The organism is Lentzea flaviverrucosa (assembly GCF_003350445.1).
GTDB classification, from domain to species: Bacteria; Actinomycetota; Actinomycetes; order Mycobacteriales; family Pseudonocardiaceae; genus Lentzea; species Lentzea californiensis.
Map to the genome: position 1 here is coordinate 194,190 of NZ_QQAU01000012.1, position 19,758 is coordinate 213,947.

Annotated in this window: 18 protein-coding genes and 1 pseudogene; 13 read left to right on the forward strand and 6 right to left on the reverse strand. The window is 70.7% G+C overall.

Features of this window, described 5'->3' with window-relative positions:
• Positions 1-41: 41 nt before the first annotated feature.
• Complete coding sequence (locus tag DFR72_RS31875; RefSeq protein WP_090068848.1) at positions 42-2,432, forward strand: alpha/beta hydrolase family protein; 2,391 nt, start codon at positions 42-44, stop codon at positions 2,430-2,432.
• A gap of 13 nt (positions 2,433-2,445) precedes the next feature.
• The gene (locus DFR72_RS31880; RefSeq protein WP_090068845.1) at positions 2,446-3,024 is read left to right on the forward strand and encodes a superoxide dismutase family protein; all 579 of its coding nucleotides are present in this window, start codon (positions 2,446-2,448) and stop codon (positions 3,022-3,024) included.
• A 4-nt stretch (positions 3,025-3,028) separates the two neighbouring features.
• Here DFR72_RS31880 and DFR72_RS31885 read toward each other — a convergent pair whose 3' ends face one another.
• A complete protein-coding gene (locus DFR72_RS31885; RefSeq protein ID WP_170176498.1) occupies positions 3,029-4,111 on the reverse strand; it encodes a helix-turn-helix domain-containing protein in 1,083 nt (360 codons plus the stop codon).
• Between the two features lie 141 nt (positions 4,112-4,252).
• On the opposite strand from DFR72_RS31885, the gene DFR72_RS31890 reads away from it, so the two are divergent.
• The 6 genes from DFR72_RS31890 to DFR72_RS31915 all read left to right on the forward strand — a co-directional run bounded on the left by DFR72_RS31890 (position 4,253) and on the right by DFR72_RS31915 (position 13,138).
• Positions 4,253-6,865 (forward strand): type 2 lanthipeptide synthetase LanM family protein, encoded by a 2,613-nt coding sequence (locus DFR72_RS31890; RefSeq protein ID WP_170176499.1) that lies wholly within the window; start codon positions 4,253-4,255, stop codon positions 6,863-6,865.
• A complete protein-coding gene (locus DFR72_RS31895; RefSeq protein ID WP_090068839.1) occupies positions 6,862-7,050 on the forward strand; it encodes a hypothetical protein in 189 nt (62 codons plus the stop codon). The genes DFR72_RS31890 and DFR72_RS31895 overlap by 4 nt, the downstream gene beginning before the upstream one ends.
• Before the next feature lie 69 nt (positions 7,051-7,119).
• The gene (locus tag DFR72_RS31900) at positions 7,120-9,996 is read left to right on the forward strand and encodes a LuxR family transcriptional regulator (protein WP_090068836.1); all 2,877 of its coding nucleotides are present in this window, start codon (positions 7,120-7,122) and stop codon (positions 9,994-9,996) included.
• Between the two features lie 114 nt (positions 9,997-10,110).
• Positions 10,111-11,100 (forward strand): efflux RND transporter periplasmic adaptor subunit, encoded by a 990-nt coding sequence (locus DFR72_RS31905; RefSeq protein WP_090068834.1) that lies wholly within the window; start codon positions 10,111-10,113, stop codon positions 11,098-11,100.
• Positions 11,100-11,810: an ABC transporter ATP-binding protein gene (locus DFR72_RS31910; RefSeq protein WP_090068832.1), complete on the forward strand. Its 711-nt coding sequence runs from the start codon at positions 11,100-11,102 to the stop codon at positions 11,808-11,810. The genes DFR72_RS31905 and DFR72_RS31910 overlap by 1 nt, the downstream gene beginning before the upstream one ends.
• Positions 11,810-13,138, forward strand: a complete 1,329-nt coding sequence (locus DFR72_RS31915) for an ABC transporter permease (protein WP_170176500.1) — start codon at positions 11,810-11,812, stop codon at positions 13,136-13,138. Before DFR72_RS31910 ends, DFR72_RS31915 begins: the two co-directional genes overlap by 1 nt.
• Before the next feature lie 230 nt (positions 13,139-13,368).
• On the opposite strand, the gene DFR72_RS31920 is transcribed toward DFR72_RS31915, so the two are convergent.
• Positions 13,369-14,154, reverse strand: a complete 786-nt coding sequence (locus DFR72_RS31920; RefSeq protein WP_090069148.1) for an aldo/keto reductase — start codon at positions 14,152-14,154, stop codon at positions 13,369-13,371.
• Between the two features lie 52 nt (positions 14,155-14,206).
• Positions 14,207-14,971, reverse strand: coding sequence for an SDR family NAD(P)-dependent oxidoreductase (locus tag DFR72_RS31925; RefSeq protein WP_090068828.1), 765 nt, complete (start codon positions 14,969-14,971; stop codon positions 14,207-14,209).
• Between the two features lie 83 nt (positions 14,972-15,054).
• On the opposite strand from DFR72_RS31925, the gene DFR72_RS31930 reads away from it, so the two are divergent.
• From DFR72_RS31930 to DFR72_RS31950, 5 genes and pseudogenes are all read left to right on the forward strand, one after another.
• Positions 15,055-15,492: a MarR family winged helix-turn-helix transcriptional regulator gene (locus DFR72_RS31930; protein WP_090068826.1), complete on the forward strand. Its 438-nt coding sequence runs from the start codon at positions 15,055-15,057 to the stop codon at positions 15,490-15,492.
• 22 nt (positions 15,493-15,514) lie between these two features.
• Positions 15,515-16,606, forward strand: a complete 1,092-nt coding sequence (locus DFR72_RS31935; RefSeq protein ID WP_090068824.1) for an acyl-CoA dehydrogenase family protein — start codon at positions 15,515-15,517, stop codon at positions 16,604-16,606.
• A gap of 20 nt (positions 16,607-16,626) precedes the next feature.
• Positions 16,627-17,124: pseudogene (locus DFR72_RS47205) on the forward strand (nitroreductase family protein); the annotation flags it as partial.
• A gap of 97 nt (positions 17,125-17,221) precedes the next feature.
• A complete protein-coding gene (locus DFR72_RS31945; protein WP_090068820.1) occupies positions 17,222-18,019 on the forward strand; it encodes a thymidylate synthase in 798 nt (265 codons plus the stop codon).
• Positions 18,016-18,471, forward strand: a complete 456-nt coding sequence (locus tag DFR72_RS31950; RefSeq protein ID WP_090068818.1) for a dihydrofolate reductase — start codon at positions 18,016-18,018, stop codon at positions 18,469-18,471. Before DFR72_RS31945 ends, DFR72_RS31950 begins: the two co-directional genes overlap by 4 nt.
• On the opposite strand, the gene DFR72_RS31955 is transcribed toward DFR72_RS31950, so the two are convergent.
• Genes DFR72_RS31955 through DFR72_RS31965 form a run of 3 tightly spaced genes read right to left on the reverse strand, consistent with a single transcriptional unit; the run spans position 18,468 to position 19,749 of the window.
• Positions 18,468-18,989 (reverse strand): YciI family protein, encoded by a 522-nt coding sequence (locus tag DFR72_RS31955; protein ID WP_090068816.1) that lies wholly within the window; start codon positions 18,987-18,989, stop codon positions 18,468-18,470. The two genes, DFR72_RS31950 and DFR72_RS31955, sit on opposite strands and share 4 nt — an antisense overlap.
• Positions 18,989-19,417, reverse strand: coding sequence for a hypothetical protein (locus tag DFR72_RS31960; protein ID WP_090068814.1), 429 nt, complete (start codon positions 19,415-19,417; stop codon positions 18,989-18,991). Before DFR72_RS31960 ends, DFR72_RS31955 begins: the two co-directional genes overlap by 1 nt.
• A complete protein-coding gene (locus DFR72_RS31965) occupies positions 19,390-19,749 on the reverse strand; it encodes an MmcQ/YjbR family DNA-binding protein (RefSeq protein ID WP_090068812.1) in 360 nt (119 codons plus the stop codon). The genes DFR72_RS31960 and DFR72_RS31965 overlap by 28 nt, the downstream gene beginning before the upstream one ends.
• Between the last annotated feature and the right edge of the window lie 9 nt (positions 19,750-19,758).

The window sequence follows — 19,758 nt, forward strand, 5'->3', positions numbered from 1 at the left end:
GCAGTTTTCCCGCCGACAACTGGAGTAAAGGGAGGCCGGCGATGAGTCCACCCGTTCTCGAACTGCGCATCCACGGCGTCAACAACACGCCGCCGGACGCGATGCTGGCCCTTCCCGATCACGCCGTCGAACAGTTCCGTGGCGACCGCTTCGGCAGCTTCTGGCGCCCGAGTCCGGACAAACTCGCCGAACTGCCACCGGATCACCCCGGGCAGGTGCCCGCCGGTGTGCGGCGCGAGGCGTACTCGTGGGGCGGCATGGCGCGCAGCAGCCCTGGCGTCCCGGGCAGCGGGGTGCCGTCGGTGCTCGCGAACGTGCTGGGGCGCATCGGATGGGCGTTGCTGCTGCCGTTCGGGCTGGCGAACGTCGCGTACTGGTCGCGGAAACTGCCCGACGACTCGGTCCCCTCGACGCGGCGGATGGTGTGGTGGAACGCCGGGCGCGGCGCGGCCTCGACGCGGCTGTTCGGGCTGGGGCTGACGGTGTTGCTGGTGCTCGCGGTGTGCGAGGTGGCGATCGACGTCTACGCGGTCCAGTGTTCGCTGCCGGGCACCACGTGCAGGCGGCTGCCGGACTTCCTCGACGTGCTGGGCGATCCCGCCCGCCACGTGCGGGTGCTGGCCGCGTCCGCCGTGCCGGTGTTGCTGCTGCTCGGGTTGATGGCGCTGACCTCGTTGTCGCGCAGCAGGTACGAGATGACGTCGATGCGCACGCCGCAACGGCGTGCGGGCGTGATGTTGAGCCGGGCGTCGATGTGGGAGGGCAGCCCGCGGATCCGCCGGCTCACGCGGCTGCACCTCTCGGCCGGGTGTTGCGTGGTGGTGCTGGCGACGAGCACGCAGTTGTGGCGGCACGTGTTCTTCTTCGTGCTGACCGTGCTCGCGGCGGGGGTCCTGGCCGTGGTGATGGCACGGGTGGTGGTGACGGCCACCGACTGCCCGGACGTGCCGTCGACCGAGCAGGGCGGCCTGTGGTCGTGGCTGCTGATGATCTCGTCGGTGCTCGTGCTGGTGGCGCACGGGTTCGGGCTGTACACGATCGCGCCGGTGTTCGACGGGCCGCTGTGGCTGACGTCGTGGGGGCCGCCGGTGGTGACCGTGGCCCTGCTCGGGTCGGTGCTGGCGGGGTGGTCGTGGCGGCGCAACGACGCCAAGGGTCCGCTGGTCCTGCTCGTGCTGTTCGTGGCCTGCATGGTCGCCACGTACTGGGTTCCGCTCGCCTGGACCGGCGCCGCCCTGTTCGGCGGGGTGCTGGCGTGGCGGGCACGGCCGCGTGCCGGTGACGAGTGGCAGGCCTGGCGCGGCGCCGGACCCGGTGTGCTGCTGGGGTTGTCGCTCGTGTCGTCGGTGATGATGGCGGCCGTGCTGGTGCTGACGTTCCGGGGCTGGGCCGGCACCGGCCTGCGGGCGCCGGTGTTCTACTCGTGGTTCAGCGCGGCCTTCGCCGTCGCACTGGTCCCGCTTTTGCTGCTGGTCCTCTTGCAGGCCTTCGTGTTGCTGTCGCGGCTGGTCACGCCCGCGGTGCTGGACGACGAGGGCGAGGTGCTCGTCGTGCGGGCGCGGCACGTGGTCGCGGTGACGCACCGGGCCGAGAACGTGGCCGGGGTGCTGTCGGTGCTGGGCGTGCTCGCGTTGCTGCTGACCTGCTACCTGACGTTCGCCTCGCCGGACTGGGGTCAGTCGCCCGCCGTCACGTGGGTGGTGGGCAAGGGCGACTGGGTGACCGGGCTCGCCGGAGTCGCGGTGGTCGGGTCGTTCGTCGGCGCCGGGATGCTGACGAACCGGCGTCCGCTCGGGCTGCTGTGGGACCTGATGTGCTTCCTGCCGCGCACGGCCCACCCGTTCGCCCCGCCCTGCTACGCCGAGCGCGCGGTGCCGGAGATCGCCGATCGTTCGCGTGAGTTCCTGGACGAGTCGCCGGATCATCGCGTGGTGCTGTCGGCGCACAGCCTGGGCGCCGTGCTGGCCGTAACGGCGCTGTACGCGTTGCCCGCCGGGTATCTGGAACGGGTTCAGCTGCTGACGTACGGCGTGCAGTTGCGGCCCTACTTCGGGCGGATCTTCCCGGAACTGCTGGGGCCCGCCGTGCTGGGCACGCCGCCGGTGCGCGCGGGCGCGTTGTTCTCGTGCGATCCGTGGCGCCGGGAGCCCGGCGAGGTGCCGGAGCGCGGGCTGGCGTCGTTGCTGGGCCCGCACTGGGTCAACCTGTGGCGCCGCACCGACTACCTGGGTTTCCCGGTGCACGGCTGGGAGGACAACGCTCTCGACCGTCGTGCGAACGAGACGGCCGGGTCACCGGACAAAGTGGAGACCCACGGCGACTACCACCTGTGCGCGGCCTACCGAGACGCGTTCACGGACCTCGTCTCGCTCGACCTGAACCGGTCACCCGATCGTGGACGTGGAGGGGATGGGAACCTGGAACGCAGTTGACCCAAGGAGAAACATGCGCACGACTGTGGCGACCCTCATGGGTGCCGTACTGCTCGCCGGAGGGCTGGCCGCTTGTTCGAGCGAGGCACCGCCCTCCTCGCCGGCCGCGAAACCGGTGGCCGAGACCGAAGTGGCCGCGCCCGCGGCCTCCGGTGACCAGCCGAAGGGCATCACGTACGACGTCGCGCGGATCCCCGTGGGCGCCAAGCTCTCCACCGGCTCCTCTGTCGAGAATGGACAGACGACGGTGGAGCTGAAGGTGTCCGGACTGCTGCCGGACACCAAGTACGGCTCGCACGTGCACACCAAGCCGTGCGGCGCCAAGCCGGCCGACTCGGGCCCGCACTACCAGAACGCGAAGGACCCGGTGTCGCCGAGCGTCGACCCGCAGTTCGCCAACGCGCAGAACGAGATCTGGCTGGACTTCACCACCGACGCGCAGGGCGCCGCGACCGGCAGGGCGACGGTGCGGTGGGAGTTCCGCGAGGGCGAGGCGAACTCGGTCGTCGTGCACGCCGCGCACACCAGCACCGAGCACGGCAAGGCAGGCACCGCCGGTGACCGCCTCGCGTGCCTGACCGCGGCGTTCTAAGTCGCTAGACGGGCCAGGTCAGGGCCACACCTCCGGCGAGGTGCGGCCCTGACACCGGTTCCAGCACCGCCGCGCGCACGAGGCTCAGCACCTCGTATCGGGGTCCGGCGCGACGAACGAGCCCGCGCACGCACAGTTCCCTGACGTACGGGCTGTGCCCGGGATCCTCACCCTCGGCCATCCGCACCAGCAGCTCACGGCCTTCGGCGTCCAATGTGGACAGCGAGCGGCGCAGCGAGTCGCGCAGGTGTGCCGAGGTGGGGTCGAGCGGGTTGGACCGCAGCCGTTCGAGCAGGTGCTGCGGCGAGTAGACCATGAACCACCCGGCCGCGAACTCCAGCGCCGACGGCAGCCCGTCGAGCTCGTGGACGAGGCCCATCAGCGCGGCCTGGTTCGCCGGCTCCGCCTTGAACGCGGGGCGCACCCGGTGCACGTGCGTGAGCAGCACCCGCACCGCGGCGTCGTCGGCCAGCGGACCCAGCGGGAACACCTGCTCTCCAGGCAGCCCGATCGGCGCCAGCGCCGTGACGACGATCCGCAGCCGCGGGTGCGCCTCCAGCAGGCGCGGGTCGGGGCGGCGGTCGGTGACGAGGACGGTGTCCTGGTCGTCGTCGATCGACGGGGCCGTGTGGGACGGGTGCCACAGGACCGACCAGCCGTGCCGGAAGTGCAGAACGCCTGCGACCTCCAGGGCCAGCCGGGTCTTGCCGACGCCGCTGACCCCGGTGACGGTGACCAGTCCCGCGGGACCGGTGCCCGGCCGTCCCTCCGTGAGCAACGCCGCCAGCGCCGCCGCCTCCGCCTCCCGCCCGACGATCAGGCCGGCGGGCCCGGCCGGTGCGGGCGGCGCCACCGCGGACCGGCCCGCGGACCGGCCACCCGCCTGCTGCAGGTCCGCGCGGCTCTCCTCGTCGAGCCGCAGCCCGTCCGCGAGCAGGCGCACCGTCTCCGCCCGCGGTGAGCGGGTGCGGCCGCACTCCAGGTCGCGGATGGCCCGCACGCTCACCATCGCGAAGTCAGCCAGCTGTTGCTGGGTGAGGCCCGCGCCGATGCGGTGCGTGCGCAGCAGTTCTCCGAACTCCCTCATGCCCGTCCCCTCCTCGGCCTCCGAGTGTCGGGGCGATCGGGCGGCGAAACATGGGTGGCGGACCCCCATATTCACCTCCACGCGCAAATCTGGGGGAATGGTCCCCATGTGCCGCCCGCCCGCGCGTGCGAGGTTGGCCGCGTGACCTCCGCGGCCGAGACCAGCACCGGTGAGAGCTGGACAGCGGCTTTCGCCCACGCCCTGCGCCCGCTGATCGACGCGTCCCGCACGGAGGTCGCGCCGCCGTTCGACGCGGCCTTCGCCGAGCAACTGGGGCGGCGGCTCGTGGCGATCGCGGCACGAACGCTCGTGCTGGAGCTGCACGAGGCGCGCGACACGCTGACCAGCCCCACGAGCGCCGAGCGGTTCACCGAGTTCACGCGCACGCTGAACCTCTCGTCGATCTTCAACCGCTACCCGGTGCTGGCCAGGTTGCTCGCGCAGGCCTGTGAGCAGGCGGTGTCCACCCACCACGAGCTGTCGTCGCGGTTCACCCGCGACCGGGCGAAGATCGTCCGGACGATCTTCGCGAACGAGGACCCCGGCGCGTTGATCTCCATCGAGATGGGCCAGGGCGACGCACACCAGCAGGGCCGGACCGTCGCCGTCCTGACCTTCGAGTCCGGCCGGAGGCTCGTCTACCGGCCACGGCCGCTCGGGTTGCACGTGCGGTTCACCGAGCAGCTCGCCTGGCTCTCCACGCGAACCGGGATCGAGTTCCGGACGCCGAGGCTCCTGCCGCGCGACGGCTACGGGTGGATCGAGCACATCGGTCACGAGCCGTGCGCGGACGTGGCCGGGGTCGCCGACTTCTACCAGCGGCTCGGCGCGTTGCTCGCACTGCTCTACGCGGTCGACGGCACCGACATGCACTACGAGAACCTCATCGCGTGCGGCGACCAGCCGGTTCTGGTGGACGTCGAGACGCTGTTCCACCCCACGCTGACACCGCCCGACGCGGACCCGGCCACGCTCGCACTCGTGAACTCGGTGCACCGCACGGCCCTGCTCCCCCACGTGCTGATGGGCGACAACGGGGCCGTGGACGTGTCCGGGGTCGGTGGCGACCACGGCGTGCTGTCACCGTTGAACGCGGTCGACTGGGCCGACGCGGGCACCGACCGGATGCGGCTGGTCAGGCGTCCCAAGAAGTCGCCGGGGGCGTCGAACCGGCCGCTGCTCGGCGGTGTCCCCGCCGAACCCGCCGACTACCAGGACTCCCTGCTGGCCGGGTTCCGCGCGGGTTACGACGCGATAGTGGCGCACAGGAACGAGCTGCTGCAGCTCGTCCGCAAGTGCGTCAGCGAGGAAGTGCGGTTCATAGCGCGCGCGACGCGGCAGTACGCGCGATTGCTGGACGAGTCGACGCATCCGTCCGTGCTGGCCGACGCGCTGGACCGCGACCTGGCGTTCGGTGTGCTCGTGGTGGACGACCCGCTGCTCGACCGGCTGGTGCCGTTCGAGGTGTCCGACCTGTGGCGCGGTGACGTGCCGCTGTTCACGTGCCGGCCCGGGTCGACCGACCTGTGGACCGCGTCCGGGCTCCGGCTGCCGGGGATGCTGCCGGAGCCCGGGCTGCACGCCGTGACGCGCAAGGTCCTGGGGATGAGCGAGGTCGACCGGCACGACCAGCAGTGGGTGATCACGGCACTGCTGGCGTCGCGGCCGCGGCCGGTGTCGCACCACAGCGGTGTCGCGGTGCCCGGTCACGTCGCGCCGGTCGACCCGGACCCGGCCCGGCTGCTCGTCGCCGCGTGCGGGATCGCCGACCAGATCCTCGCGCACGCCGTCACCGGCGAGGACCGGGTCAACTGGCTCGGGCTCGAGCTGGTCGACGACCGGCACTGGTCGGTCCAGCCGCTCGGGGCCGGCCTGTCCAACGGCTACACGGGTGTGGCGCTGTTCCTCGCCGAGCTGGGCGCGCTGACCGGCGCCGCGCGGTACGTCGACTTCGCGCGCGACGCGTTGCGGCCGTTGCCGTCGCTGCTGGAGATGTTCGCCGAGGAACCGGAACTGGTCACGGCCGTCGGCGGCGGGATCCACGGTCTCGGCGGCATTTGTCACGGGCTCGCCCGCCTCACGCACCTGCTCGACCTCGACCGCGAGCTGCTCACGCAGGCCGTGCGGCTGATGCCCCGGGACGATTCGTCGCTCACCGTTGCGGACGGCGTGGCCGGTTCGTTGGCCGCGATGCTCTCCGTGGGCACGCCTGAGGCACTCGCGCTCGCCGACCACTACGCCTCTACTCTGCGTGGTTCCCTCTGCTCCGCGAACGGGTTCGCTAGAGGCCGTGCGGGAATTGGATGGGCGCTGAGGCGTTACGCGGCAACGGTTCGGGACGAGTTAACTGACGTGGCCGCACGGACGTTCCTGGACAGCGACGGCGCCGACCCGACCGACACCGGCTGGTGCTCGGGTCTGGCCGGTGTCGCGCTCGCCCGTGACGACGAGCGGCCGGCCGGTGTGCTGGCGTCCGGAGAACCGTTGCGGGACATGAGTCTCTGCCACGGCGAACTGGGCGTCGTCGAGGCACTGGCCGCCCACCACCCCAGCGCCGCGACCCGTCGCGTGGCGTTGGTGCTGGGAGCCCTGGAGGAACACGGCGCGCGGTGCGCCACACCGGGCGGCGTTCCCTCCCCCGGGCTGCTCACGGGCCTGGCCGGCATCGGTCACGGCCTGCTGCGGCACGGGTTCGCGATCCCGTCAGTCCTGCTACTGCAAGCGTCATCCGAAACAGAGGAGTCCACCCGATGAACGAGTCCCTGCACCGCACGGCCGACCAGCCCGAACCGGCCGAGCACGCGATCGGGGAGATGGAGCTCGCACCGAAGACCTCCGCGGGTGCGCGGGCACGTGCGTTGATGGGTGTGACCATGGCGATGAGCGCGTTCGCGGCGATCACACCCGCGCTCTCGGACACCACGGTGAGCGTCCAGTAAGTGAATTTCTCCCCGAATACGCCTGGGCAGCCGATACGGAAGCCCGACCGGGACCGTTAGGGTCCAGACATGCAGACCCGAGCGCCCCAAGTGGTCGGCCGTGATCGTGAGATCACGGCCGTCACGGGGGCACTGGCGCGCACCCGCCAGTCCCGTGGTGGCGCCGTCTTCCTCACCGGGGAGGCGGGGATCGGCAAGTCCAGGCTCGCCCGGTACGCGGCGGGCCAGGCGTACGACGAGGGCATGCGGGTGCTCAAAGGACGCGGCACCACCATCGGTCCGATGGTGCCGTTTCGTCCAATCGCGGAAGCACTCCTGGGCCTGTTCCGGGGCGAACCGCCGGACGACTCCGCGCTCGGGCCGTACAAACCGGTGCTGGGCACGCTGATCCCCGAGTGGCACGACCACCGGTCCACGAAGGAATCGGTCGTCGTGCTGGCGGAGGCGGTGCTGCGGCTGCTCGCGTCCGTCGCGCGCAAGACGCCGTGCCTGCTCGTGCTCGAAGACCTGCACGAGGCGGACGCGGAGACGCTCGCGGTCGTGGAGTACCTGGCGGACAACCTGGAGGACCAGCCGGTTCTGCTGCTGGCCACGATCCGCACCGAACCCGGCCACGCGCTCGAGCTCGTGCACCGGATGGTGCAACGCGGCTCCGGCAGACTGGTGGAGCTGCACCGGCTCTCGCAGGACGAGGTGGGCCAGATGACGGCCGCCTGCCTGGACAGCGCCCCGGCCCCGGCGGAGCTCGTCGATCGCTTGTGGACGGACAGCGCCGGAAACCCGTTCGTCATCGAGGAACTGCTGCACGGCATGGTGAGCGGCGGTCTGCTCGTGGCCGGTGCGGACGGCTGGCAGGTGCTGGGCGAGCTCAAACTGCCCGTGCCCGCCGCGTTCGTGCGCAGCGTCGCGCACCGCACGGACAGGCTGGGGCCGCAGGGCCGTGAGGTGCTGTCCATCGCGGCGGTGCTGGGCCACCGGTTCCCGCTTTCCGTGGTGCAGAAGGTCACCGGCATCGACGACCGCGAACTGCTCAGCCACCTGCACGCGGGAGTGGCCGCGCAACTCGTGACCCCGGACGAGCCCGCACCCGACTGGTACGCGTTCCGCCACCCGCTCACCGCCGACGCGTTGCTGGCGCAGCTGACCCCGGCCGAACGCGTGGAGTTGTCGTCACGCACGGCAGATGCGGCCGAGGACCTGCATCCCGGCCTGCCCGGCGACTGGTGCCCGCTCGTCGCGAAGCTGCGGTTCGACGCCGGATCCCGCACGCGAGCAGGACTTCTGTTCGCCGAGGCGGGCAGGCGGGCGTTGTCGGGCGGGGCGGCGGAGTCGGCCGTCACGCTGCTCGACCGCGCACAGGGCCTGCTCACCGACGACGCGGTGGCCCGTGCCGGGGTCCTCGACACGCTGCTGCCGGCACTGGCCGAGACGGGCGACTTCGAACGCGCCTTCGCCTTGGAGGTGAACGACCTCCACGGGCTGGACGCCTCGCTGCGCGCGAAGCTCCACACACGACTGTCCAGAGTGGCCTACCTCGCCGGCTGGTTCACCGAAGGCGTGGAACAGGTGCGCATCGCGCGGACGCTGCTCGGCCCCGACGCACCGGACGAACTGGTCGCGCAGCTGGACGTCAACTCCGCGTACCTCACGCTGAACATCCCGAGCGCCGACCGGATCGCGTCCGCCGCGGGCCTCGCCCGGCAGGCGGCGCTGGCGGCGGACCGGGCACGGCTGCCGGCGGTGGCGTGCGAGGCGTGGCAGCTGCTCGGGATCATCGCGCGCGAGCAGGACATCGACGAGGCGAACGCCTGCTTCAGCAAGGCCCTCGCTCTCGCGGGCACGCACCAGATGCCGATCCAGCACGTCTACGCGCTGGTCCGGTTGGCGGGCAACGAATGGCTGCAGCACGGCAGCACCGCGGCACTGGGCCGGACACACGCCGAGGCGTGCCGGGCGGGCGCGATCACGGTGGCGCACAACGTGGACGCGATCTTGGCCCTGCAGTCGGTGCTGACCGGTGAACACGCCGCGGCCGCCGAGGAGATCGAGCGGTGCCTGCGCACCACGACGCGCCTGCGGTTCCACGCGCTCACCCGCTACCTGCTGATGACGAAGGCGGTGCTGGCCGGGCACCGGGGCAACCGTGCGGAGACCGAGGACGCCGTCAGCGAGTTCGAGGCGGTCGCGAAGAACGGGGCGCAGGAGTACCCGCTGTGCTTCGGGCTCGCCCGCGCGTTCTGCGCGCTGCTGGAGGAGAACCACGCGCTGGCGATGACGGAGCTCGACCGCGCGCTCGACCTGGAATCGCAGAACCCCACGACGTTCCACCTGTCCGGCACGCACGGCATGCGGGTGCTGCTCGGCGTGCTCGACGGCCGGTTCGGCTGGTCGGACTACCACGCGCTGACGGCGACGTCCGCCTCGGAAATGCGGTGGAACCGGCAGTTCACCGAACTGGCGCACGCCGTGCTGCTAGGCAGGGACAACCGTTGCGCCGAGGCACTGGAAGCCTTCCAGCGAGCCCAGCAGGCCGCGGAACCGTATCCGCTGGCCCGGCACCTCGGCCGGCGGCTCGTCGCGCAGGAGGCGGCGGAGTGGGGCGATCCGGTGTCCTGGCTGCGTTCCGCCGAGGAGTACTTCCACCAGGCCACGATCCCGGCGGTGGCGTCGGCGTGCCGGGGCCTGTTGCGGCAGGCGGGAGCGCCGGTGCAGCAACGGCGCAGCGGCACCGACCAGGTACCGCGGCAGCTGCGCGGGCACGGCGTGACGGTCCGCGAGTTCGAGGTGTTCGTGCTGCTGGCTGACCGGATGGGCAACAAGGCGATCGGCACGCGGCTGCACATCTCTCCGCGCACGGTGGAAAAGCACGTCGCGTCGCTCATCGCGAAGACCGGCCAGCCCGACCGTGAAGCGCTTTCCACCTACGCCGCGGCCCTGGGACGCTGACGTTTCGGTCCTAGCCGAAACGTCGAGGTGCATCGGCCGAAAGACTGATGCAACCTCAGGGGCCCATCAGGTGTCCTTATCGGTAGGTTGGTCGAAACGACATGGGGGACGTTCGTGCGCAAAATTGTTCTCGCGCCGCTGTGCGCGCTGATCACGGTAGCCGTGGCGGCGTGCAGTCCGTCAGGTCCGGAACCGACCAATCCGGAACTGGCGCCGCGCGGCACACCGATGACCAAGGTCAAGCCCACCAGGCAGGACCTGACCACCAAGCTCAGCATCTCCGGCAAGGTCGAGATGAACCCGACGTTCGGGCTCGTCGCGCCGGTCGCGGGACAGGTGCGGTACTTCGACGTCGCGGCTCCTAACGGCACTACGACGAAGCCCATCCGGGTCGCGACGGTGTGGAAGGACCAGCAGCCGAACTACGTGGAGGCGCCGGCGGGTTCCACGTTCACCGGCAGGCTCGTCGACGACAAGGCGACGGTGACGGCGGGCATGCCGGTCGCGTCGGCCAAGCACGTCGGTTACGCGATCGTCGGCGACATCGACGGCCAGCAGGCCTACAAGATCAACGGCGCGCTCACCGACGTCGTGGTGCAGATCAAGAACGGGCCCGGCCCGTTCCCGTGCGCCGTGCTCGGCACGATCGCCGCGCTGCCGCAGGGCACCGTCCCGGAGAAGCCGCCGGTCACGCCGGACACCAAGGACGAGAAGAAGGACCAGCCGCAGCAGCAGCCGCAACCCCAGCAGCAGCCGCAGCAGCCGAGTGCCTCCACCGGCCTGCGCATCGTGTGCACCGCGCCCGCGGACGTGCAGATGATCAACGGCGCCACCGCGTCGATCGAGGTCACCACCGGCAAGTCGGCGCAGGCACTGGTCGTTCCGGTCGAGGCCGTGGCGGGTCAGCAGGGCAAGGGCAAGGTCGACGTCATCCAGCCCGACGGCTCGCGCCGCACCGTGGACGTGGTGCTGGGCCTGACCGACGGCAAGGTCATCGAGGTCAAGTCCGGTCTCACCGGTGACGAGGAGCTCGCAGTGCCGGGCCCGAACCTGCCAGAGGGCCAGCAGCAGGGCGGCGACCAGTCCAAGCCGACGGGACCGTGATGACGCAGTCCTTCGAACAACCCACGGTGCAGGTTCAGGCACCGCTGCTCCAGCTCAACGGCATCACGAAGGTCCTGAAGGGGCAAGGGGAACCGCGCACCATCCTGTCCGGTGTGGACTTCACCGTCCATCCTGGACAGAGCGTGGCGATCCTCGGCCGTTCCGGTTCCGGCAAGTCGACGCTGCTGTCGCTGATCGGCCTGTTCGACCGCGCCGACGAGGGCAAGTACTTCCTGCACGGCAACGACATCACGAAGCTCCCCGAACGCAGGGCGGCGGCGTTGCGCAGCGCGGAGTTCGGGTTCGTGTTCCAGCGCTTCTTCCTGCTCAAGCACCTCACCGCGGCGCAGAACGTGGCGATGGCGCTGGTGAACGGCCAGGGCTGGTCGGCACGGCGCAAGCGCAAGCAGCAGGTGATGGAGGCGCTGGAGCAGGTCGGCATCGCGCACCTCGCGAAGTCCAAGCCCACCAGGCTTTCCGGCGGTGAGCAGCAGCGCGTGGCGATCGCCCGCGCACTCGTCCGCCAGCCGCGCATCATCCTCGCCGACGAACCCACGGGCGCGCTCGACACGGAGACCGGCAACCTCGTCGTCGAGGTGCTGCTCAACACGACCAGGCAGGGCTGCGGCCTCGTGCTGGTCACGCACGACCACGACCACGCGCGCAAGATGGGCCGCGTGATGGAGCTGCGCGACGGGCGGTTCAACTGATGCTTTCCGGCAAGTTCCGGTCCGCCCTGGTCATCGGCGGACAGGGCATCCGCGCCCGAAAACTGCGCACGTTCCTCTCGATGGTCTCGCTGTTCCTCGGCGTCCTCGCCGTCGTGGCCGTGCAGGCGGGGTCCGAGATCGCCGAACGCGCGATGCTCACCGACGTCGAGCTCCAGTCCGGCAAGGACGGCACGATCATGGGCTACGTCCCCGGCGAGAAGGGCGCGCCGGGCATCGTCGAGTCGACGCTGAAGGGCCGCACCGACGCGGTCGCGATGATCAGCTCTCGCGCGATCATCGGCGAGCCGGGCGTGCGGCCGATCAACGAGGGCGGCATGCCGTTCGAGTACGCGAACAGGGGCGGCGACTACTCCGGCCCGATGGTCTACTGCGACGCCAACGGCACCTGCACCGAGCAGAAGAAGGAAGAGCGCAAGCCGGACGGCCAGGCGATCGAGGTCAGCATGGTCGCGCTGACCGGCGACATCCGCCCGTTCAAGCCGTTCCGCTCCGTCTCCGGCACCTGGCTGGACTTCGGCACCGCGCCGTCGCTGGCGCCGCGCATCGTGCTGAACGAGGAAGCCGCCAAGGGCCTCAAGCAGTACCGCGTCCCCGGCGAGATGATGATCGACGGCGCCACCCACCACGTGTCACCGCAGATCATCGGCGTCGTGCAGGACGGCTCCATGCAGCCGCGCGTCTACATGCGCCTCGACGAGCTGCGCACGTGGATGCCGGCGGCCGCCCCGACCACCGAGGCAGACAGGTTCCGCGGCGGCGGCACCCAGCTGGAGCTCTACCTGCAGCCGGGCACCGACGACCTGCAGCAGCTGATCAAGGCGAAGCTCACCGGGGCGGGCCTGGAGCAGAACCAGATGCACTTCCAGACGGTGAACTCCAAGGAGCGCATGGAGTCCCAGCTGAAGATCATGCGCCTGATCTTCCTCGGCATGGCGTTCCTGGTGCTGCTCATCGGCGTCGCGGGCATCCTGAACGTCGGCCTCGCCACCGTCGGCGAGCGCGTCGAGGAGTTCGCGCTGCGCCGCGCGGTCGGCATGTCGCGCCTGCTGCTCGCGGGCATCGTGCTCGCGGAGACGTTGCTGACGGGCCTGCTGACCGCCGCGCTGGCCATCGGCGCGGGCGCCGGTGGGTTGCAGGTGGCCCTGATGATGTTCGGCAGCAGGTTCCCGTCATTGCAGGGCACCGCTTTCCCCTGGGAGGCGGGTGTCGCCGGTGTGATCGCGGGTCTCATCGCCGGTGTGCTCGGCGGGCTCATCCCGGCCATCCGGGCGGCGCGGATCCCGATCGCCACAGTCATGCGGGCCTGAGTGCTGTGGCCGCCGGCCTTTGCCCCGTGTTTAGACGGTCAGACGGGTGCATCGCGGCGCCGGCCCCGCGCCCTCATATCGGGCATATGGGGGCGCGGGGCCGGTGTCGCGAGGTGCCCTGCTGAGCGTCGGAACACGCGGTGAAGGTCGGCGGCCACAGCACTCCCTGGCCCGTTGCCGGCGAAGCCCCGGACCGCTTGACGCGGGCCGGGGCTTCGTACTTCCCGCGACTAGTTGAGCTCGTCCGGGTTCGGCCCGATGCGGCCGCCGCGGTCCAGAGTGGACAGCAGCTCCACCTCGGCCTGCGGCAGCTCGAAGTCGAACACGTCGATGTTCTCCTGGATCCGGGACGGCGTCACGGACTTCGGGATCACGACGTTGCCGATCTGCAGGTGCCAGCGCAGCACGACCTGGGCGGGTGACTTGCCGTGCGCGAGTGCGATCTTCTGCACGACGGGGTCGCTGAGCAGCTCGCCGCCCTGGCCGAGCGGGGACCAGGCCTCGGTCTGGATGCCGTGCTCGGCGTTGAACGCGCGCAGTTCTTCCTGCTGGAAGTACGGGTGCAGCTCGATCTGGTTGACCGCCGGCACGACGCCGGTCTCGTCGATCAGCCGGCGCAGGTGCCCGGGCTGGAAGTTGGAGACGCCGATCGCGCGGACGCGGCCCTCCTTCTGCAGTTCGACGAACGCCTTCCAGGTGTCGACGTAGTTGTCGCGGGCCGGGGTCGGCCAGTGGATCAGGTAGAGGTCGAGGACGTCGAGGCCGAGCTTGCGCAGCGACTCGTCGAACGCGCGCTTCGTCGCGTCGTAGCCGTGGTCGTCGTTCCAGAGCTTGGTGGTGACGAAGACGTCGTCGCGGTCCAGGCCGGACTGCGCGATGGCCGCACCGGTGCCGGCCTCGTTGCCGTAGGCGGCGGCGGTGTCGATGCTGCGGTAGCCGGCCTTCAGCGCCTCGGCGACGGCCGGGGTGGCCTCCGCGTCGGGCACCTGCCAGACGCCGAAGCCGAGCTGGGGCATGGTGACGCCGTTGTTGAGCTTCACGGTGTTCAAAGCTGAATCCTCACTGTGATCAGGGAATGAGCGTCGGAGCGGTGCCGCCGTCGACGCGCAACGCGGCTCCGGTCGTCGCGGACGACAGGTCCGACGCGACGTAGGTGATGAGGTTCGCGACCTCGTGCGGGCGGATCAGGCGGCCCAGCAGCAGCGTCGGGCGTTCGGTGCGGACGAACTCGGCCTCGCCGCCCTCGCCGACGCGCTCGCGGATGAACTCCTCGACGCCGGGCGTCAGCGTCGGGCCGGGCAGCACCGAGTTCACGGTGACGCCGGTGCCCTTGACCTCCTGGGCCATGCCGCGCGAGATCGCGATCTGCGCGGTCTTCGTCATGCCGTAATGGACCATCTCGGTGGGCGTGAAGACGCCGGACTCGCTGCTCACGAAGATCACCCGGCCCCAGCCGCGCTCGACCATGCGCGGCGTGTAGTGCCTGGCCAGCCGGACGCCGGACATGATGTTGGTGTCGAAGTAGCGCTGCCACTCGGCGTCGTCGATCTCGAAGACCGGCTTCGCGCCGTAGATCCCCAGGTTGTTGACCAGCACGTCCACGTCCGGCACCTGGGCGACCAGGTCGGCCGCGCCCTCGGCGGTCGCGAGGTCCGCCGCGACACCGCGCACGTCACCGCCGGCGCTGAGCTTGCCGACCGCCTCGGCCACCCGTTCCTCGGTGCGGCCGGTGATGACGACGGTGGCACCCGCCTTGAGCAGGCTCTCCGCCGAGGCGAAGCCGATGCCCGCGGTGGAGCCCGTCACAAGTGCCGTGCGTCCCGACAGATCCATGTCTCTCCCCGGTAGACTTGTTGAAGACGATTACAAGCGTACGCAATAGTTGCAGACGCTGTCTATTCGAGAGAGGTTGACCTATGTCACTGGACGACGACGCCGTCCAGGCGCGCGCACAGGGCTGGCGCACACTCGCGGCGCTGCACGCGCGCATCGAGGACCGTCTCGAGAGAGCGCTTCAGAAGGCACACTCCCTCTCCGTCAGCGAGTACACCGTTCTGGACGTCCTCAACCGCCAGGACGGCTTCCACCTTCGGATGAACCAGCTCTCCAACGCCGTGGTGCTCAGCCAGTCGGCGACGACGCGCCTGGTCACGCGCCTGGAGGACCGAGGTCTGCTCGCGCGCTACCTCTGCCCGACCGACCGGCGCGGCATCTACACCGAGGTCACCGGGAAGGGCCACGAGCTGCTCGCGCTCGCTCGTCCCACACACGACGAGGTGCTCTCCGAGTCGCTGTCGGAAGCCGGGGACGTCCCGGAGCTCAAGCCACTCGTTGAGGCGCTCGCCAAGCTGTAGCCGCTGCAGCAAGATCACGTGCATGGATCTCCACGCCCTGATCCGCGCCGAGGCGCCGTTGGCCGAGCAGCAGCGCGCCCTCACCGAACCGGTGCTGACCGCGCTCGTCGACCACGGCGTGCACCGCCTGATCGCCCCCAAGCGCTACGGCGGCGCCGAACTCGGCCTGCCGCAGTGGAGCCGGGAGGTCCAGGAGCTGTCGCGAGCGGACGCCTCGACCGGCTGGACCGCGATGACGACCACGATCTCGTCGTCGCTGGCCTGGTACCTGCCGGTGGACGCCGCCGACGAGGTGTTCGGCGACCCGCGCGCGTTGATCGCGGGCACCGCGGCGCCGCTGGGCAAGGCCGTCGAGACCGACGGCGGTTACCGCGTCACCGGCCGTTGGGGCTGGGGCAGCGCCGTCACCCACGCGTCGTGGGTCATCGGCGGCACCTTCACACCTGTCGGTCCGCGTCTCGCCGTGTATCCGCGTTCGGACGTGACCATCCACGACACGTGGCACGCCGCCGGCCTGCGTGCGACCAGTTCGCACGAGTTCTCTCTCACGGACGCCTTCTTGCCGTCCAGGCGCGCGGTGTGGCCGATCGGCAGCACACCCGGCATCGAGGGCCCGATCACGGTGTTCCCGTACTTCAGCTTCCTGGCCGCGGGCGTCGCGTCCGTGTGCCTGGGCGTCGCCCGCCGCGCGATCGACGAGATCGAGGCGCTGGCCGTCGAGAAGACCCCGCAGTACGCGGCGACCCGCCTCGCCGAGCAGACCGGTGTGCAGGTCGAGCTCGCGCTGATGGAGGCCCGGCTGTCCTCCGCGACGGCGTTCCTGCACGACACGCTGAGCGTGGCCTGGGACCACGCGCTGAACGGCGAGGCCGCGCCGGACCCGGTGAAGGCTCGGCTGCGCCTGGCCTGCTCGTTCGCCTCCGGTGAGGCCACGGACGTGACGCAGAAGGCGTTCGCGGCGGGCGGCGGCAGCTCGGTGTTCGAGTCGTCCGCCCTGCAACGCTGCCTGCGCGACGCGCACGTGGCCGCCCAGCACACGGTGGTGTCACGCCGGATGCTGGAGACGTACTCGATGCTCAAGCTGGGGCTCGGCCCGGACATGACGAGGTTCTGATGGACGCCCTCGAAGCGATCATGACCACGCGGGCGATCCGCCGCTTCACCGGCGAGCCCGTCGCCGAGGACGACGTGTGGACGTGCCTGCGCGCGGCCCAGCAGGGGCCGTCCGGCGGCAACGTCCAGCCCACGCGGTACCTGGTCGTCACCGATCCGGACGTGCGCGCCGAACTGGGCAGGCTCTACCGCAGCGCGTTCACCCGCTACTCCGAGATGGCGCCGGAACGCACCGACGCCGTGGGCCTGCGGATCGGCCGGTCCGCGAACCACCTCGCCGACACCCTGGCGTCCGTGCCGGTGATCGTGTTCTTCCTCATGCCGCGCCTGCCGTCGCTGGTCGAGGGCATCGACATCGGACCGGTGCACGCGTCGGTCTACCCGGCCGTGCAGAACTTCTGCCTGGCCGCCCGCGCGCTGGGGCTCGGCACCACGCTGACCACGGTCATCAGGGTGCACCACGCCGAGGCGCTGGAGTTGCTCGGCGTGCCGGACCGGTGGGAGATCGCCGCGATGGTGCCACTCGGACACCCCGCGGAGAAGTTCGCCGTGGCCGTGCGGCGCGACGTGGCGGAGGTGACGTCGTTCGACCGCTGGAGTTGGTTAGGGTGCTTCCATGCCCGACACGCAGTACGAAGACCTGCTCCGCCACGTCCTGAAAGAGGGCGTGCGCAAGGAGGACCGCACCGGCACCGGCACGCGGTCCATCTTCGGCCACCAGCTGCGCTACCCGCTCGCCGCGGGCTTCCCGCTGATCACGACGAAGCGCGTGCACTTCAAGTCGATCGCGTACGAGCTGCTGTGGTTCCTGCGCGGTGACAGCAACGTGAAGTGGTTGCAGGAGCACGGCGTGTCCATCTGGGACGAGTGGGCGTCGCCCGAGGGCGAGCTCGGCCCGGTCTACGGCGTGCAGTGGCGTTCGTGGCCCACCCCGGACGGCGGGCACGTCGACCAGATCGCCGAGGTGCTGAAGACCCTGCGGACGAACCCGGACTCGCGCCGGATCATCGTCTCCGCCTGGAACGTCGGCGAGATCGCGCAGATGGCGCTGCCGCCGTGCCACGCGTTCTTCCAGTTCTACGTGGCGGACGGCAAGCTCTCCTGCCAGCTCTACCAGCGCAGCGCGGACCTGTTCCTCGGCGTGCCGTTCAACATCGCCTCCTACGCGCTGCTGACGCACATGATCGCGGCGCAGACGGGTCTCGGCGTCGGCGACTTCATCTGGACCGGCGGCGACTGCCACATCTACGACAACCACGTCGAGCAGGTCGAGCTGCAGCTCAGCCGTGAGCCGCGCGAGTTCCCCGCGCTGAAGACGGCTCCGGCGGCCTCTCTGTTCGACTACGCGTACGAGGACTTCACTATCGAGGGCTACGACCCGCATCCCGGCATCAAGGCCCCGGTGGCGGTGTGATCGGCCTGATCTGGGCGCAGTCCGCGAACGGCGTGATCGGCCGCGACAACGCCATCCCCTGGCGCATCCCCGAGGACATGAAGCACTTCCGCGAGATCACCGCGGGCTCGGCCGTCCTCATGGGACGCCGCACCTGGGAGTCGCTGCCGCCGCGCTTCCGCCCGCTGCCGGGCCGCCGCAACCTGGTGCTGTCGCGCACTCCCCAGGAAGGCGCGGAGACGTTCTCCTCGCTGGAGAAGGCCCTGGCGGGCGTCACCGGCGACCTGTGGGTGATGGGCGGGTCGGCGGTGTACGCGGCGACGCTGCCGTTCGCCGACCGCGTCGAGGTGACCGAGATCCGCGAGGAGTTCGAGGGCGACACGTTCGCCCCCGCCGTGGACCGCGAGCCGGTCGGCGTCGGCGAGTGGCTGGAGTCGAGCAGCGGCCTGCACTACCGGTTCGTCAGCTACTAGCGCCGGCCGCCGAACTCCCATTCATGCACCTCGACCGCGTCGTAGCGGTCGAGGGTCAACACCGCCGCCGGATCGGCCGACCTGACCAGCGCCGCCGTCCCGAGCCACGCGACGCCGTCGTCGGACAGCAACGGCCCGTACGCGATCAGCTCCTCGGGCCGCGCCGGCACGAGGTCGGCGGGCTCTCCGGAGCCGAACCCGAGCACCAGGTGGCCGCCACCCTCGCGGCCACCGGGAAAGTCCCACATGGTGCGCCCGAGCACGTTGCGCCACCTGCGCACCAGCACGTCCCGGTAGCCACCGGCCTGGTAGATGGGCTCGTCGAACGCGAACGCACGGGCGGTGGCCGCGTCCGGCACGTCGACGACGTGCACGCTGCCCGTGACCACCTCGTCCGCGAACGTCGGGCCGCGGGCGACGAGCTCGAACCCGTCCATGTAGGACCAGTGCTCCTGGACCAGGGCCGAGCGCAGCGGCATCGAACCGGGCCGGTCCCGGTGGTAGCAGAGGAACTCCACTAGAGCCCGACCTCGGCGGTCCACACGGGAAGGACGACGTCCTCGCCCGTTCCCGGCGAGGCGCCGGCGAGGTAGCCGCCGACGACGGCCGCGAGCGTCGCGTCCGGATCGACCTCGACGTCGAACGGCAGCGCGTCCTTCTTCGCCGAGCTCGTCGAGCACTTCAAGTGCCCTGCCTGCGCGTCGAACCAGACGTAGAAGGTCGCTGTCCGCTCCATCGCGGTCACGCGCTCACCGAGCCGTCGCGCGGTGTCCTCGAACGCGGCGACCACCTCCGCCGCCACGGGTGTCTCGCCCTTGGCCCTGCCCAGCGCCCAGGTGTTCTCCTCCGCCTGGGCCAGGAGATCGCCTTTCAGCAGCAACGGCTCGTCCGCGACCTCGCGGATCCACTTCGTCAGCGTCACCGGCGCCGTGCCCTCGCGTGCCACGCTTCCACGATCAACTCTTCCAACTCCCCCACCTCGATGTGTTCCAGCCGCACCAGGATCGCCGGATACCCGTGGAAGTGCGGCGTCGTGAAGTAGACCGAGTGGTCCGAGGCCAGCAGGGCCTCCTTGGCGCCCAGGTCCGGCACGCGGGCCGCCAGGATCGGTCCGGACGGTGCCGCGGCGCCCAGCGCCGACAGGTCCGTCTTGCGCAGCGGCCGTTCCCAGACGAACAGCTTGTCCTCGACCCTCCAGTCGACGACGCCCTCCCGCACCCGTTCCGTCACGTCGGGCATGGAGGTGGCGATCCTGTGCACGTCGTCCCAGGTGGCCATCACAAGCTC

Coding starts and splice junctions, on each gene's coding strand:
- DFR72_RS31875 (WP_090068848.1), top strand. CDS start 42: ATGAGTCCACCCGTTCTCGAACTGCGCATCCACGGCGTCAACAACACG.
- DFR72_RS31965 (WP_090068812.1), bottom strand. CDS start 19,749: ATGGCCACCTGGGACGACGTGCACAGGATCGCCACCTCCATGCCCGAC.
- DFR72_RS31895 (WP_090068839.1), top strand. CDS start 6,862: ATGAACGAGTCCCTGCACCGCACGGCCGACCAGCCCGAACCGGCCGAG.
- DFR72_RS31880 (WP_090068845.1), top strand. CDS start 2,446: ATGCGCACGACTGTGGCGACCCTCATGGGTGCCGTACTGCTCGCCGGA.
- DFR72_RS31910 (WP_090068832.1), top strand. CDS start 11,100: ATGACGCAGTCCTTCGAACAACCCACGGTGCAGGTTCAGGCACCGCTG.
- DFR72_RS31935 (WP_090068824.1), top strand. CDS start 15,515: ATGGATCTCCACGCCCTGATCCGCGCCGAGGCGCCGTTGGCCGAGCAG.
- DFR72_RS31915 (WP_170176500.1), top strand. CDS start 11,810: ATGCTTTCCGGCAAGTTCCGGTCCGCCCTGGTCATCGGCGGACAGGGC.
- DFR72_RS31885 (WP_170176498.1), bottom strand. CDS start 4,111: ATGAGGGAGTTCGGAGAACTGCTGCGCACGCACCGCATCGGCGCGGGC.
- DFR72_RS31900 (WP_090068836.1), top strand. CDS start 7,120: ATGCAGACCCGAGCGCCCCAAGTGGTCGGCCGTGATCGTGAGATCACG.
- DFR72_RS31920 (WP_090069148.1), bottom strand. CDS start 14,154: ATGCCCCAGCTCGGCTTCGGCGTCTGGCAGGTGCCCGACGCGGAGGCC.
- DFR72_RS31930 (WP_090068826.1), top strand. CDS start 15,055: ATGTCACTGGACGACGACGCCGTCCAGGCGCGCGCACAGGGCTGGCGC.
- DFR72_RS31925 (WP_090068828.1), bottom strand. CDS start 14,971: ATGGATCTGTCGGGACGCACGGCACTTGTGACGGGCTCCACCGCGGGC.
- DFR72_RS31945 (WP_090068820.1), top strand. CDS start 17,222: ATGCCCGACACGCAGTACGAAGACCTGCTCCGCCACGTCCTGAAAGAG.